Source organism: Roseovarius sp. THAF9, from assembly GCF_009363715.1.
Classification (GTDB): Bacteria; Pseudomonadota; Alphaproteobacteria; order Rhodobacterales; family Rhodobacteraceae; genus Roseovarius.
The window spans coordinates 730,972-743,756 of sequence record NZ_CP045404.1 but is presented as its reverse complement, the minus strand read 5'-3'; the positions used below and the strand labels follow the sequence as shown (position 1 = coordinate 743,756).

14 protein-coding genes are annotated in these 12,785 nt (G+C 64.4%); 8 read left to right on the top strand and 6 right to left on the bottom strand.

All coding sequences use genetic code 11. The features are described 5' to 3' along the window. Positions 1-52 precede the first annotated feature (52 nt). Positions 53-676, bottom strand: coding sequence for a helix-turn-helix domain-containing protein (locus tag FIU86_RS03745; protein WP_152473839.1), 624 nt, complete (start codon positions 674-676; stop codon positions 53-55). A 67-nt stretch (positions 677-743) separates the two neighbouring features. Between FIU86_RS03745 and FIU86_RS03740 the strand changes: the two genes are divergently transcribed. The 6 genes from FIU86_RS03740 (at position 744) to FIU86_RS03710 (ending at position 8,285) form a co-directional block, all read left to right on the top strand. Continuing rightward, a complete protein-coding gene (locus FIU86_RS03740; protein ID WP_152473838.1) occupies positions 744-2,270 on the top strand; it encodes a class I adenylate-forming enzyme family protein in 1,527 nt (508 codons plus the stop codon). Continuing rightward, positions 2,257-2,907 (top strand): DsbA family oxidoreductase, encoded by a 651-nt coding sequence (locus FIU86_RS03735; protein ID WP_152473837.1) that lies wholly within the window; start codon positions 2,257-2,259, stop codon positions 2,905-2,907. Before FIU86_RS03740 ends, FIU86_RS03735 begins: the two co-directional genes overlap by 14 nt. 578 nt (positions 2,908-3,485) lie before the next feature. Next, positions 3,486-3,854 (top strand): potassium channel family protein, encoded by a 369-nt coding sequence (locus tag FIU86_RS03725; RefSeq protein WP_152473835.1) that lies wholly within the window; start codon positions 3,486-3,488, stop codon positions 3,852-3,854. Between the two features lie 79 nt (positions 3,855-3,933). Further along, on the top strand, positions 3,934-5,172 hold the full coding sequence (locus FIU86_RS03720; protein WP_152473834.1) for an MFS transporter: 1,239 nt from the start codon (positions 3,934-3,936) through the stop codon (positions 5,170-5,172). Between the two features lie 115 nt (positions 5,173-5,287). Then, entirely contained in the window at positions 5,288-7,495 is a 2,208-nt protein-coding gene (locus FIU86_RS03715) for an NADP-dependent isocitrate dehydrogenase (protein WP_152473833.1), read from the top strand. 145 nt (positions 7,496-7,640) lie between these two features. Beyond that, a complete protein-coding gene (locus FIU86_RS03710) occupies positions 7,641-8,285 on the top strand; it encodes a YitT family protein (protein ID WP_254703993.1) in 645 nt (214 codons plus the stop codon). A 38-nt stretch (positions 8,286-8,323) separates the two neighbouring features. On the opposite strand, the gene FIU86_RS03705 is transcribed toward FIU86_RS03710, so the two are convergent. Further along, positions 8,324-8,530, bottom strand: coding sequence for a DUF6356 family protein (locus FIU86_RS03705; RefSeq protein WP_152473832.1), 207 nt, complete (start codon positions 8,528-8,530; stop codon positions 8,324-8,326). 114 nt (positions 8,531-8,644) lie between these two features. Between FIU86_RS03705 and FIU86_RS03700 the strand changes: the two genes are divergently transcribed. Continuing rightward, complete coding sequence (locus FIU86_RS03700; RefSeq protein WP_152473831.1) at positions 8,645-9,103, top strand: Lrp/AsnC family transcriptional regulator; 459 nt, start codon at positions 8,645-8,647, stop codon at positions 9,101-9,103. A 59-nt stretch (positions 9,104-9,162) separates the two neighbouring features. Here FIU86_RS03700 and FIU86_RS03695 read toward each other — a convergent pair whose 3' ends face one another. Both FIU86_RS03695 and mce read right to left on the bottom strand, forming a co-directional pair. After that, on the bottom strand, positions 9,163-9,441 hold the full coding sequence (locus FIU86_RS03695; protein WP_152473830.1) for a DUF1467 family protein: 279 nt from the start codon (positions 9,439-9,441) through the stop codon (positions 9,163-9,165). Beyond that, entirely contained in the window at positions 9,441-9,845 is a 405-nt protein-coding gene (mce, locus tag FIU86_RS03690) for a methylmalonyl-CoA epimerase (protein WP_152473829.1), read from the bottom strand. Before mce ends, FIU86_RS03695 begins: the two co-directional genes overlap by 1 nt. Before the next feature lie 183 nt (positions 9,846-10,028). Between mce and FIU86_RS03685 the strand changes: the two genes are divergently transcribed. After that, the gene (locus FIU86_RS03685; RefSeq protein ID WP_152473828.1) at positions 10,029-10,745 is read left to right on the top strand and encodes a response regulator; all 717 of its coding nucleotides are present in this window, start codon (positions 10,029-10,031) and stop codon (positions 10,743-10,745) included. 21 nt (positions 10,746-10,766) lie between these two features. Here FIU86_RS03685 and FIU86_RS03680 read toward each other — a convergent pair whose 3' ends face one another. Beyond that, a complete protein-coding gene (locus FIU86_RS03680; protein WP_152473827.1) occupies positions 10,767-11,486 on the bottom strand; it encodes a GNAT family N-acetyltransferase in 720 nt (239 codons plus the stop codon). A gap of 61 nt (positions 11,487-11,547) precedes the next feature. After that, the gene (locus FIU86_RS03675; protein WP_152473826.1) at positions 11,548-12,774 is read right to left on the bottom strand and encodes a DUF1501 domain-containing protein; all 1,227 of its coding nucleotides are present in this window, start codon (positions 12,772-12,774) and stop codon (positions 11,548-11,550) included. Positions 12,775-12,785: the final 11 nt, after the last annotated feature.

Genomic DNA, 12,785 nt, shown 5'->3' with positions numbered 1-12,785 from the left:
AACAGGCTCGTAGGGTGGGCGAAAGCCCACGCGTCCACGCGCACCATCGCCATCACGCCAGCGACGTCACCCACAGGATCGTCGCATCCTCGTCGCTCACCGACACCACGTTGTGCCCCATCGTGGCGTCGTAATAGGCGCTGTCGCCCCGGCGCATCTCGATCGGCTCGTAGAACTCGGTATAAAGCCGGACAACCCCCGTCAGGACATACAAGAACTCTTCGCCGTCATGGCGCACCCAACCATCGAACTCCTCGACCGATCGGGCCCGGATCCGGGCGCGATAGGGCAGCATCCGCTTCTTCAACAGCGCATCGCCAAGAAGTTCATGCTCATAAGTCGTGGTCGCCTGCGCCGTGCCCTGCCCTTGCTTGGTCACCGCCATTCGGCCGCTCACCTGCTCGCGCTGGGGCGGCGTGAACAGCTGCGGAATGGAAATCTCCAGCCCCACCGCCAGCTTCTTCAACGCTTCGTAGGTGGGCGACATCACGCCGTTCTCGATCTTCGACAGGGTGGACCGTGCCAGCCCCGCCTGTTTGGCGGCCTGTTCCAGTGTCCAGCCCCGCGACTTGCGCAAATCGCGCACCCGTTCGGCAAGGTTCAGCGGCTGGGCCGCGTCCTCTTCCCCGCTCTCACGGGCCAGCCTGATCAGGCTCACGGGCGATCTGTCTTCCATATCCTACGCTATACGCAGCGCCGCCATGGCTTGCAACTTCGCCGTGGCAGCCATAATCCTCCGGGCCATGCGCTCCGAGACCGACACCACCGCCTTTCCGCCCTGCCCAGCGCCTTTCAACCTGGCCGCTCATGTATTGCGCCATGCCGACGACTTGCCCGACAAGATCGCGCTGGCAATCCTCGGGCTCTCGGGCTCCGAGCGCTACAGCTTTGCGCGCCTGAAATCCGCTGTCCTGGGCACCGGCGCGGGCCTTTTGGAGCATGGCCTTGCACCTAGCGACCGTGTCCTCATGCGCCTCGGCAACACGGTCGACTTTCCCATCGCGTATCTTGGCGCCATCGCCGTCGGTCTCGTGCCCATCCCCACTTCCTCGCAACTGACCGCGCGCGAGGTCGCCGGCATCCTCAAGACCACGGAACCAAAAGCCATCCTGCGGGGCGCCGACATCCCTTGTCCCGAGACGGATATCCCCGTCATCGGCACGGACGCACTGCGCGCCATGCATGACAACACCCCGGCCGCGTTCGACATGGGCGATCCCGACCGGCTTGCCTACATCATCTACACCTCCGGCACCTCCGGCACGCCCCGCGCGGTCATGCACGCCCATCGTGCCATCTGGGCGCGGCAGATGATGGTCGACGGCTGGTACGGCCTGCGCCAGGACGACCGCCTGATGCACGCGGGCGCGTTCAACTGGACCTACACACTCGGCACCGGCCTGATGGACCCTTGGACGGCAGGGGCCACCGCCCTCATCCCGGCCACCTCCGTCACGCCCGACCAACTGCCGCTGCTGATGAAGCGCCACGACGCCACCATCTTCGCCGCCGCCCCGGGCGTCTTCCGCAAGTTCGTCACCCCCGGCAAGACATTCGACCTGCCGAAACTCCGCCACGGCCTGACCGCCGGCGAAAAGCTCTCCGCCACAATCGACGCCCATTGGCGCGAGGCGACCGGTACGCCTCTTTTTGAGGCCTACGGTATGTCCGAATGCTCCACCTTCATCTCAGGCTGCCCCGATCACCCCGCTGCCCCCGGCACGCTGGGCCGCCCCCAGCCGGGCCGCAACGTCGCGCTGATCGGCCCAGACGGCCCGGTCCCCGTGGGCGAGGAAGGCACCATTGCCATCCACCGCTCCGACCCAGGCCTGATGCTGGGATACCTGAACGAGCCCAAGGAAACCGCAGACCGCTTCCAGGGCGACTGGTTTGTTACCGGCGATCAGGGCGTGATGTCCCCCGAAGGCGATATCACCTATCTGGGACGCTCGGACGACATGATGAACGCCGGCGGCTTCCGCGTGTCGCCCATGGAGGTCGAGGCGGTCCTGAACGCCCACCCCGACATCACCCAATCCGCCGTAACCGAGATCGAGGTCAAAGAGGACGCCCGCCTTATCATGGCCTTCTACACCGCCCCCGCCCCGGTTGCCGAGGACGCGCTCAAGGCCTATGTCAACGACAACCTCGCCGCCTACAAGCGCCCCCGTGGTTTCTTCCACCTCGACGCGCTGCCCACAGGCGCCAACGGAAAACTCCTGCGCCGCGCCCTGCGGCCGATCTACAAGGACCTGCATGGTCAAGCTTGATATCGTCTCCGACCCGATCTGCCCGTGGTGCTATATCGGCAAGGCCTGCCTCGACAAGGCGCTGGCCGAACGCCCCGGCCACCCGTTCGAGATCGAATGGCATCCGTTCCAGCTCAATCCCGACATGCCGCCCGAGGGCATGGACCGGCGCGAATACCTCGAAGCAAAGTTCGGCGGCAAAGAGGGCGCGGTTCAGGCCTACGCCCCCATCGCCGAACGGGCCGAGGCCGAGGGGCTGACGATCAATTTCGACAAGATCACCCGCACGCCCAACACGATGGACGCCCACCGCCTGATCCACTGGGCGGGCATCGAGGGCCGCCAGATGGCCGTCGCCATGTCGCTCTTCCGCGCCTATTTCCAAGACGGGCGCGATATCAGCGATCACGAGGTTCTGGGCGATATCGCCGACAGCGCCGAGATGGACGCCGCCGTGGTCCAGAAACTACTGGCCTCAGACGCCGATATCGAAGGCATCGCGGGCCGCGACGAGGCCTTCCGCGAAATGGGCGTCACCGGCGTGCCCTGCTTCATCGTCGCAGGCAAGCATGCCGTGCCGGGCTGTCAGGCTCCCGACCTCTGGATCAAGGTCATCGACGAGATCGTCGATAACCTCGAAAACGAATCCGAGGCCTGAACCGCCGCGACGCCCATGAACGTGCAAACGGCGCAGGCGATCCGCGAAAAATCATGAATCGCTGCGAAACTAATCCGCACTGACCGGCCCAGGCTGCGGCCATGATTACCGCCCATCTGCCCGCCGGCTACGTCACTGGCCGCGCCTTCGCCCACTCGGGGCCGGTCCTCTGGTCCGCTATGCTTGGTGGCATCCTGCCCGACCTCGATCTGATCTGGTTCTACCTTGTGGACGACCGTGCCTTGCACCATCATCACTACTGGGTCCACATACCCGCCTTCTGGGCGGCGATCGCCGCCATCTTTCTGCCACTGCCGCGTCGCGCGGTCCTTGCTGGTCTCGCCCGGCGTTCGCGTTCTTCGCCTCGATCATCGTGCACCTGCTGCTCGACACCTTGGCAGGCGACATCAAGTGGCTCTGGCCATACTCGGACCGTTTCTTCCACCTCGTCACCGTTCCCGCCGTCCACAGCCACTGGATCCTCAGCTTTATCCTGCACCCGATTTTCCTCGCAGAGCTTGCCATTTGGGCGGCAGCCCTGTTCCTTTGGGGAGGGCGACACCGAATGGAGGGCTGACATGCGCGGATTGCGACTTCTTTTGCTACTCTCGACCCTGCCTGGCATCATCCTCGGCGGCACTGTGTTCTTTCACTACATCGAAGGATGGAGTTGGCTCGACAGCTATTTCTTCACCGTCATCACCCTTTCGACCGTGGGCTACGGCAGCCTCGTTCCGGCCACGGCGGCGGGCAAGATCGGCACCACGGTCTTTATTTTCGTGGGCCTTGGCGTCTTTGCCATCGCCGTGCAACAGATCGGCGCCTTCGCCATGCGCAAGCGCGAGGAACACACCGAATGGCTGGTGGGCAAGCTGCATCATGGCCCGCCCCGCCCTTCGGACGAGGAACGCTCACAAGCCAATATCGACCGCCGCCCCGACGACTGACAGGGCTGTGCGAAAACGGCCCCCTCTCTGTGCATGCCTCGCTCTGGCGCACATCCCGGCACCGTGATAGCGCCCGGTCATGACCGCCCCCACCGACCATCCCGCCGCCTCCGCCGCACCCGTCATCGGACGGGCCGAATTCGTGGCGATGATGGCGATGCTGGTGGCCACGGTCGCCTATACCATCGACGCCATGCTGCCCGCCCTGCCCGCCATCGGGGCCGAGCTGTCGCCCGACGCGCCGAACCAGGCGCAGCTGGTGATCGGCAGCTTCGTGCTGGGCCTCGGCGTTGGCACGTTCTTCGTCGGCGCGCTGTCCGATGCCTACGGCCGCAAGCGGGTCATCATCTACGGCGCGGGCGTCTATTGCGCCGGTGCGCTGCTGGCCCTTCTGGCGCCTACGCTCGAAACAGTGTTGGCCGCCCGCGTGCTGCAGGGGCTGGGCGCCGCCGCGGCGCGGGTCGTCGCCATGGCCATAATCCGCGATCTCTACAAGGGCCGCGAAATGGCCCGGCTGATGAGCTTCATCATGCTGGTCTTCACCCTTGTCCCTGCCATCGCCCCAATGGCGGGCGCAGGCATCATAGCACTCTATGAATGGCGCGGCATCTTCGTCTCTTTCCTCGTCTTCTCGGGCATCAGCGTGCTCTGGATGGCCGCCCGCCTGCCCGAACCTTTGCCTCATGACCGCCGCGTCGCCTTCCGCCCGCAAAAGCTGTTGGGCGCCGCCGCCGAGGTCTTCCGCTATCCCATGGTGCGCCTGTCCATGGCCGTGCAGACGCTTTGCTTTGCCATGCTCTTTTCCTCGATCAGCTCGATCCAGCAGATCATGGACGTCACCTATGACCGGGCCGAGGAATTTCCCTTCTGGTTCGCCGCCATTGCCGCCGTCGCTGCAGTCGGCAGCGTCGTGAACGCCGCTCTCGTGATGCGGCTGGGCATGCGCCGCCTGATCCAGATGGCCCTGATGATCGAGTCCGGGCTGACCCTCGCAGTGTTGGCCGCTTTCCTTTCCGGCTACGGCAGCTTCCCGGTCTACTTCGTCTGGCAGGTCACGGTGTTCTTCCAGATCGGTCTGACCTTGGGCAACCTCAACGCCCTCGCGCTGGAACCGCTGGGTCATATTGCGGGCATGGCTGCCTCGATCACCGCCGGTCTCGCTACCGTTGGCTCGATCCTGCTGGCCGTCCCGGTGGGCCTCGCCTTCAACGGCACCCCCCTGCCACTCTTGATCGGTGTCGCGATCTTCGCCAGCTTGGCGCTCCTGCTAACCCAATTCATGCGCAAGCTGGACCGAGAGCAAAGCCCCGTACACTGACCGCCGACAATTTAATCGGTATACTGTCGCATACCGTCTGGTCAAAACCGCTTTCATGGTCTATGACGCGCGCAAGACTCACGCTTTGTCATGTCCTGATCGAAAGGTATTTCCGATGGCCGACACCTCCAATCCCGATATCGTCTACACCAAGGTCGACGAGGCCCCCGAGCTGGCCAGCGCGTCCCTCCTGCCCATCATCCAAAGTTTCGCCACCGCCGCCGACATCACCGTCGGCACCCGCGACATCTCGCTGGCGGGGCGCATCCTCGCCACCTTCCCCGATCACCTGAAAGACGACCAGCGCGTCTCCGACGACCTCGCCGCCTTGGGCGAACTGGTCAAGCAACCCGGCGCCAACGTCATCAAGCTGCCCAACATCTCGGCCTCCGTGCCACAGCTCGTCGCCGCCGTGCGCGAACTTCAGGGTCAGGGCTATAATATTCCCGATTACCCCGAGACGCCGGAAACCGACGAAGAAAAAGAGGTCCGCGCCCGCTATGACGCGATCAAGGGCTCGGCTGTGAACCCCGTCCTGCGCGAAGGCAACTCCGACCGCCGCGCCGCCGCGCCGGTCAAGAAATACGCCCAGAACAACCCGCACCGCATGGGCGACTGGTCGTCGGACAGCAAGACGCGCGTGGCCTCGATGGACGCCAACGACTTTTTCTCGAACGAGAAATCCGCCACGCTCGACGGCGCCGCCACCGCGAAAATCGTGCTCGAAGGCACCAACGGCGAAACCGTCCTCAAGGACGGCGTCAGCTATCCCGCCGGCACTGTCGTGGACGCCACCTACATGAGTGCCTCGGCCCTCGACGCCTTCCTCGCCAACGAGATCCAAAAGACCAAGGAAGAGGGCGTGCTCTTTTCCCTCCACATGAAGGCCACCATGATGAAGGTCTCCGACCCCATCATCTTCGGCCACGCGGTCAAGGAATGGCTGAAACCGGTGTTCGACAAATACGGCGACCGGATGAAGGAGCTGGGCGTAAACCCCGCCTCCGGCATGGGCGACCTTTTGGAGCGCGTGAAGGACGACGCCGAAATCATGGCCGCCATCGAGGACTGCCGTGCCGCGCGCCCGCCCATGTACATGGTCGACAGCGACCGCGGCATCACCAACCTGCACGTGCCGTCCGACGTCATCATCGACGCCTCCATGCCCGCGCTCATCCGCTCGGGCGGCAAGGGCTGGGGCCCGGACAACAAGGAACACGACGCCGTCTGCGTCATCCCCGACAGCTCTTACGCGCCGGTCTATGACGAGACCATCAAGTTCTTCAAGGAAAACGGAAAACTGGACCCCGCCACCGCTGGCACCGTTCAGAACCTGGGCCTCATGGCGCAAAAAGCCGAGGAATACGGCTCCCACCCCACCACCTTCGAGATCCCCGAGGACGGCACCGTCAAGATGATCCTCGACGACGGCACCGTGCTGCATTCGCATGACGTGAAGAAAGGCGACATCTGGCGTTCCGCCTCGGCCCGCAAGGCCCCGATCGAGGATTGGGTTAACCTCGCCATCGAACGTCAGAAGGCCACGGGCTACCGCGCGATCTTCTGGCTCGATGAAAATCGCGCCCACGATGCCGAGCTGATTTCCTTCGTGAAGCCCATCCTCGAATCCAAAGGCGTCGCCGACAAGTTCGAGATCATGGCCCCGCGCGAGGCCACCCGCGCGTCACTGGAAACCATTACCAAGGGCGAAAACACCATCGCCATCACCGGCAACGTGCTGCGCGACTACCTCACCGACCTCTTCCCGATCCTCGAACTGGCCACCTCGGCCAAGATGCTGTCGATCGTGAAGCTGATGAATGGTGGCGGCCTGTTCGAGACCGGCGCTGGCGGCTCCGCGCCCAAGCACGTTCAGCAGTTGCAGTCGGAAAACCATCTGCGCTGGGACAGCCTTGGCGAGTTCTGCGCTCTTGGCGAAAGCTTCAAGTTCCTGGGCGAGACCAAAGACAACGCTCGCGCCCGCATCCTCGGCGAGACCATCGAGGAAGCCACCCAAGGCATCCTCGACCACAACCGCTCGCCCTCGCGCAAAGTCGGCGAGCCCGACAACCGCGACAGCCACTACTGGTTCGCCCGCTACTGGGCCGAGGCGCTGGCCGCGCAAACTAAAGATCCCAAACTGGCCGAGGAATTCGCGCCGATGGCCGAGGCGCTGGCCGAGAACGAGGCCCAGATCGTCTCGGAACTCGCCGCGGCCCAGGGCAGCCCGGCGGATATCGGCGGCTACTACCACCCCGACGAAGGCCGCCTTGCAGCCGTGATGCGCCCCAGCCCCACGCTGAATGGCATCATCGGCAAATAACCGGCCGCCTATAGTAAAATCAAAGCCGCCCCGGCCGGACACCGGGGCGGCTTTTTTTACAAGACCTGTCCAACCTTTGAACGATACGCAACTTTATCCGGCATCGGCCCGAAAGACGGGGGCATCGCGGCACGTCTGCGTGGAAATGACAGCCTGCCTGCCCTATCTCACCCGGATGAACAGCACCGACCCTCCCACCGTACCCCATTCCCCGATCGAAGACACCCAAGGCATCGCCCTCGGCGTGATCCTCTGCGGGGTCGGCATCCACATCCTAACGACCGTGGGCCTTATCACCGGCCAGACCGCCGGCGTGGCCGTTATCCTCAGCTATCTTTCGGGGTGGTCCTTCGGCGTGGTCTTTTTCCTCATCAACCTGCCCTTCTACGCGCTGGCCTATGGCAAGCTCGGGCTGGAATTCACCGTGAAATCACTCGTCTCGGTCGCGCTGCTCTCTGTTGTCACCGATCTCCTTCCGCTCGGCTTCACCATCGACCACCTGCACCCCGCCCTCGGCGCGGTGATCTTCGGCGCGACGGTCGGCATGGGGCTTCTAGCGATGTTTCGCCACAAAAGCTCGCTCGGCGGGCTTGGCGTCGTGGCCTTCTGGGTGCAGGAGAAGACAGGCTTCCGCGCGGGCTACGTCCAGCTGATGACCGACGCCGTGATCTTCACGGTCGCCGCGCTCCTGTTCCCGCTCAGCGTGGTGGGCTGGTCGCTCTTGGGCGCATTGGTGCTCAACCTCGTGATCACCTTTAACCATAACCGCAAGCGCTATATTGCGAACTAAATCCGGCGGGTGGGTGAAACCCACGCGCCCCTGCGCCCTTATTTTCCCCGCCCATGCGTCTTGGCATACATCTCCGCGATCATCCGGCTGGCCGTCTTCTCGAACGCGAAGGGCAGAACCGCATGGACCAGGGCACAGACCCCGGCGACAAATAGTTTAACGCTAAACGATCCCGCGAACCGGGCATGTTCCAAATAGGTCTCATCGACCTTCTGCGGATGGGAAAGGAAAAGACGGGTCAGCATGGAAGCCTCCTGTTGTTCGGCTTTCAACAACCTAGCAGCACCTCTTCGAGACGTTTTCTCAATCTTTGACTAAAATCCTTGTTATTTGCGAGACTTTCCCACTAAAGTCCTATTATGTGGAAAATCGACAACCTTGACAGAAAAATCCTGCGCGAATTGCAACGCGACGCCGCCCTCGGCCTTGAGGACATCGGCGCCCGCGTCGGGCTTTCGCGCAACGCCTGCTGGCGCCGCATCAAGACGATGGAGGAGGCCGGCATCATTCGCGCCCGCGTCACGCTTCTGGATGCCGCCAAGCTGAACCTCGGCCTCACCGTTTTCATCCAGGTCCGCGCCGCCCAGCATGACGCCGAGTGGCTCGATGCATTTGCCCGCGCCACCCGCGCCATGCCGGAAATCATGGGCGTCTTCCGGATGACCGGCGATCTCGATTACCTGATCCGCGCCCGCGTGGCCGACATGGCCGATTACGACCGCCTCTATCAGGCGCTCGTCGCCCGCGTGCCGATGCGCGACGTTTCGGCCAGCTTTGTAATGGAGGAAATCAAGGACACCACGGCCCTGCCGCTATGAGTCTTTGCAGCCGCATGTCCGAGAAGCTCAAAACCGGTTCCCACTTTTGAGCGACATGCTCAGTTCCGCGCGCCCGACATCGTGCCGAAAAAGTCGATGTCTTCCACCGTGATTACCCCGCCCAGAATGATATAGGCGGCAATCGCCCACAGCACAAAGGCCACCGCCGTCACGATCTTGAATTTCTTACGCAGGTGATGCTTCTCGGGCGAGCCCTTGTGCGTGCCCTCCACGGTCGTGCCCGCCTCGCCTTGTGTCTGGATCCGGATCGGCAAGGCAACGAGGAAAGTCATGAACCAGATCACAAGAAACAGAACGATACCCGACGCAATGCCCATCAGACCTGCTCCAGTTCGACCAGACAGCCGTTGAAATCCTTGGGATGCAGGAACAGCACCGGCTTGCCATGCGCGCCGATCTTGGGCTCGCCGCTACCCAGCACCCGCGCCCCGCTTTCCTTCAGGTGGTCGCGCGCGGCGATGATGTCCTCGACCTCGTAACAGACATGGTGAATGCCCCCCGCCGGGTTCTTTTCCAGGAACCCGTTGATCGGGCTGTCCTCGCCCAACGGATACAGCAGCTCGATCTTGGTATTCGGCAACTCGATAAAGATCACGGTAACCCCGTGATCCGGCTCGTCCTGCGGCGCGCCCACATTGGCGCCCAGCGCGGTGCGGTACTGGTCCGCCGCCGCCTCGAGGTCGGGCACGGCAATTGCCACGTGGTTAAGGCGTCCGATCATGGCGCTCTCCTTGGTCTGTCAATTCTTGCCCACGTTATGGGCCGCACGTGCGCCGGGGGCAAGCGACACGCCGACGCAACCTGCCAAATCATGCCATCCCGAAAATTTTCACCGACCGCTTAACCCTTCGTTAGCCAACCCTGCCTAGCTTCGACTCACCTGGTGCCGGAATGGAGCAGCACAATGGATGAAAATGACAGCCTGACACTTACCAAGACGCCGACTGCCCGACGCCCGCTTCTGGGCTTGACCATCCTCGTGGTCGAGGACAGCCGATACGCCTGCGAGGCGATCCGCCTGATGTGCCTGCGCAGCGGGGCGCGTATCCGACGGGCCGACTGCCTGCGCTCGGCGCGGCGGCACCTTTCGGTCTATCGCCCCTCCGTGGTCATCGTCGATCTGGGCCTGCCCGACGGCTCCGGCCTCGACCTGATCGCGGAACTGGCCTCGGCCATTCCACGCGTCACAGGCCTTCTGGGGCTCAGCGGCAATACCGACATGGCGGCCGAGGCGATCAACGCCGGCGCCGACGGTTTTCTCGACAAACCGCTCGACAGCCTCGCGGCCTTTCAGCAGGGCGTGTTGGCGGCCCTGCCCGAAACCTACCGTCCCGCCGGCCCCCGCGCTGTGGCGCAGGTTCAAATCACGCCGGACCCGATGGCCTATCGCGACGACATGAACCATGCCGCCAACCTGCTGGAAGATCATCGCGATGGCCCGGTACTGGATTACGTGGCGCAGTTTCTCGATGGCGTCGCCCGTTCGGCCGACGACAAAGCGCTCTTGCAGGCCACGAACGACCTGGCAGAGCTTCGCGCCCGCGGGCGCACGCCCAACGCCACGGTCAAAGCACTGATCGCGATGGTTCAGGACCGGATCAGCCGGCGGGTCGCCATCTGATCCCCTGCAAACCGGGGCGTGTCAGCCCCCCTGCGCCGGGTCGCCGCCCCGGCGCACCAGCCGCGTCAGGTCGGCCAGCCGTTCTCTCTGGCGGCCGTCCTGGTCGAAATTCTCCGGCGCCAGCCAGAACTGGTAGGCTTCCATCAGGGCCGGCCAGTCCTTGTCGATGACGGCGAACCAGGCGGTGTCACGGTTGCGGCCCTTGACCACCGAGGCCTGCACGAACACCCCCTCGAAGGTAAAGCCGAATCGTTGCGCCGCCCGTCGCGAGGGCATGTTCAGCGCGTCGCATTTCCACTCGTACCGCCGGTAACCGGCGTCGAACGCCCATTGCATCATCAGGAACATCGCCTCGGTCGCCGCCCGCGTCCGTTGAAGCTGCGGCGCCATGGCGATGAAGCCCACCTCGATCGACCCCGACTCGGGCTTGATCCGCAGGTAAGACGCGAACCCGCCATAGGCGCCCCGGTCCTTGTCATAGATCGCGTAGAACAGGATCGTTGTCTTGGCCGTCTCGTCCCGCATCCAGCGGTGAAACTGCGCGGCCGAGGCAAACGGCCCCACCGGCATGTAATCCCACACATGGTCATGCCCGTCGAAAGCCTTGAACAGGATCGCGGCATGGCGATCCGCATCCAGTGCCTCGAGCCGCACGTAGCGTCCCTCCAACGGCGCCATGCCCGGCACCGGCGGCACAGTCCAATCGGGGATCTTCGGCCCCACCGGGCGGTCATCTGTCATCTGCGCCTCATCTTTCCCGCCGGACAATAGCCAGACACGGCTCTGAGTGGAAAGCGAAACGTCACAGGATCAGTTTCGGGTCGGCCCCCAACTCCAGCCCGGGAAAGATCGTGCCCTCCACATGCGCCCGATCAAGCCCGAAAAGCCCGCGCATCGCCCAGCCCGCGATGGCGCGCACGTCCCGCGTCGGCATCAAATCACGGCGCTGGTACAGGTTCGCCTCCGCCAGCCCCGGCCAGTCGCCCAGAACCTGCCCGCCGCGAATCGCCCCGCCCGCCAGCAGCATCGCCCCCGCCGTGCCGTGATCGGTGCCCCGACTGCCGTTCAGCCGCGCCGTGCGTCCGAATTCCGTCATCGCAAGCACCGCCGTCTTGCCCCAGACATCGCCCAGCTCGTCGCGCAAGGTCAGAACCGCCTCCTGCAAAGGCGCCAGCGCGCGCGCCAGATGCCGCTCCTGGTGCGCATGGGTGTCGAACCCGTTCAGCGAAAAGGCCGCGATCCGGCTGTCGCCCCGCAACCGCTCGGCGGCAAAGCGCACAACGCTGCCCACGCGGTCACGGTCGCGCGTGGGACGCATGTTGTCCTGCATCGCGTTCATCATGTCAGCGGCGTCCAGCGTGCCGCCCCCCGCAAGCTCCGCCATACCGGTCTGCGACAGGGCAATCGCCTCGTCCAATGTCGCGCGAAACAGCGGGTCGTCATGCATCACCCTCTCCAGAAGCCGCTGCGCCTGCGGGCTCAGCGCCAGCGCCGCCTCGGGCGACCAGTTCGCCACCGGCGCGTCCCCCGACAGGATCAGCATGTCCTCGCGCCCAACCGCATAGGCCGTCTCGGCGGTGATCCCCGGCATCGCCTGCAACATCCGGTTCAGCCATCCGTCGCGCTGACCGCCCAGCGCGTCCTGCCCCGTGCCGGCCTCCAGAATGTCCTGCCCGTCGAAATGGCTGCGCTTGTCGCGATAAGGCGTCGAAACAGCGTGCACGAACCCCAGCTCGCCCTTCTCCCAAAGCGGCATCAGCCCGGACAATCCGGGATGCAGCGCGAACATGCCGTCCAGCGCCAGACCGCCCTGCGGCGCGGCCTCGCCCCGCAACGCGGCATAGCCCGGATCGCCCACCGGGCGCACCACGTCTAGCCCGTCCATCGCCCCGCGCAGGATGATCACCACCAGCCGTGTGTCCCACGGCGCGCTGGCCATGGTCACCGGCGTCACCAGCGGGCTGGCCGCCAGCGAACAGCCCAGCGCAAGGCTCCGGCCAAGAAACGCGCGACGTGAGGTATCGGTCATGCTCGGGTCTC

Coding starts and splice junctions, on each gene's coding strand:
- FIU86_RS03700 (WP_152473831.1), top strand. CDS start 8,645: ATGTGGAAAATCGACAACCTTGACAGAAAAATCCTGCGCGAATTGCAA.
- FIU86_RS03745 (WP_152473839.1), bottom strand. CDS start 676: ATGGAAGACAGATCGCCCGTGAGCCTGATCAGGCTGGCCCGTGAGAGC.
- FIU86_RS03735 (WP_152473837.1), top strand. CDS start 2,257: ATGGTCAAGCTTGATATCGTCTCCGACCCGATCTGCCCGTGGTGCTAT.
- FIU86_RS03725 (WP_152473835.1), top strand. CDS start 3,486: ATGCGCGGATTGCGACTTCTTTTGCTACTCTCGACCCTGCCTGGCATC.
- FIU86_RS03715 (WP_152473833.1), top strand. CDS start 5,288: ATGGCCGACACCTCCAATCCCGATATCGTCTACACCAAGGTCGACGAG.
- FIU86_RS03710 (WP_254703993.1), top strand. CDS start 7,641: ATGACAGCCTGCCTGCCCTATCTCACCCGGATGAACAGCACCGACCCT.
- FIU86_RS03705 (WP_152473832.1), bottom strand. CDS start 8,530: ATGCTGACCCGTCTTTTCCTTTCCCATCCGCAGAAGGTCGATGAGACC.
- mce (WP_152473829.1), bottom strand. CDS start 9,845: ATGATCGGACGCCTTAACCACGTGGCAATTGCCGTGCCCGACCTCGAG.
- FIU86_RS03685 (WP_152473828.1), top strand. CDS start 10,029: ATGGATGAAAATGACAGCCTGACACTTACCAAGACGCCGACTGCCCGA.
- FIU86_RS03720 (WP_152473834.1), top strand. CDS start 3,934: ATGACCGCCCCCACCGACCATCCCGCCGCCTCCGCCGCACCCGTCATC.
- FIU86_RS03695 (WP_152473830.1), bottom strand. CDS start 9,441: ATGGGCATTGCGTCGGGTATCGTTCTGTTTCTTGTGATCTGGTTCATG.
- FIU86_RS03740 (WP_152473838.1), top strand. CDS start 744: ATGCGCTCCGAGACCGACACCACCGCCTTTCCGCCCTGCCCAGCGCCT.
- FIU86_RS03675 (WP_152473826.1), bottom strand. CDS start 12,774: ATGACCGATACCTCACGTCGCGCGTTTCTTGGCCGGAGCCTTGCGCTG.
- FIU86_RS03680 (WP_152473827.1), bottom strand. CDS start 11,486: ATGACAGATGACCGCCCGGTGGGGCCGAAGATCCCCGATTGGACTGTG.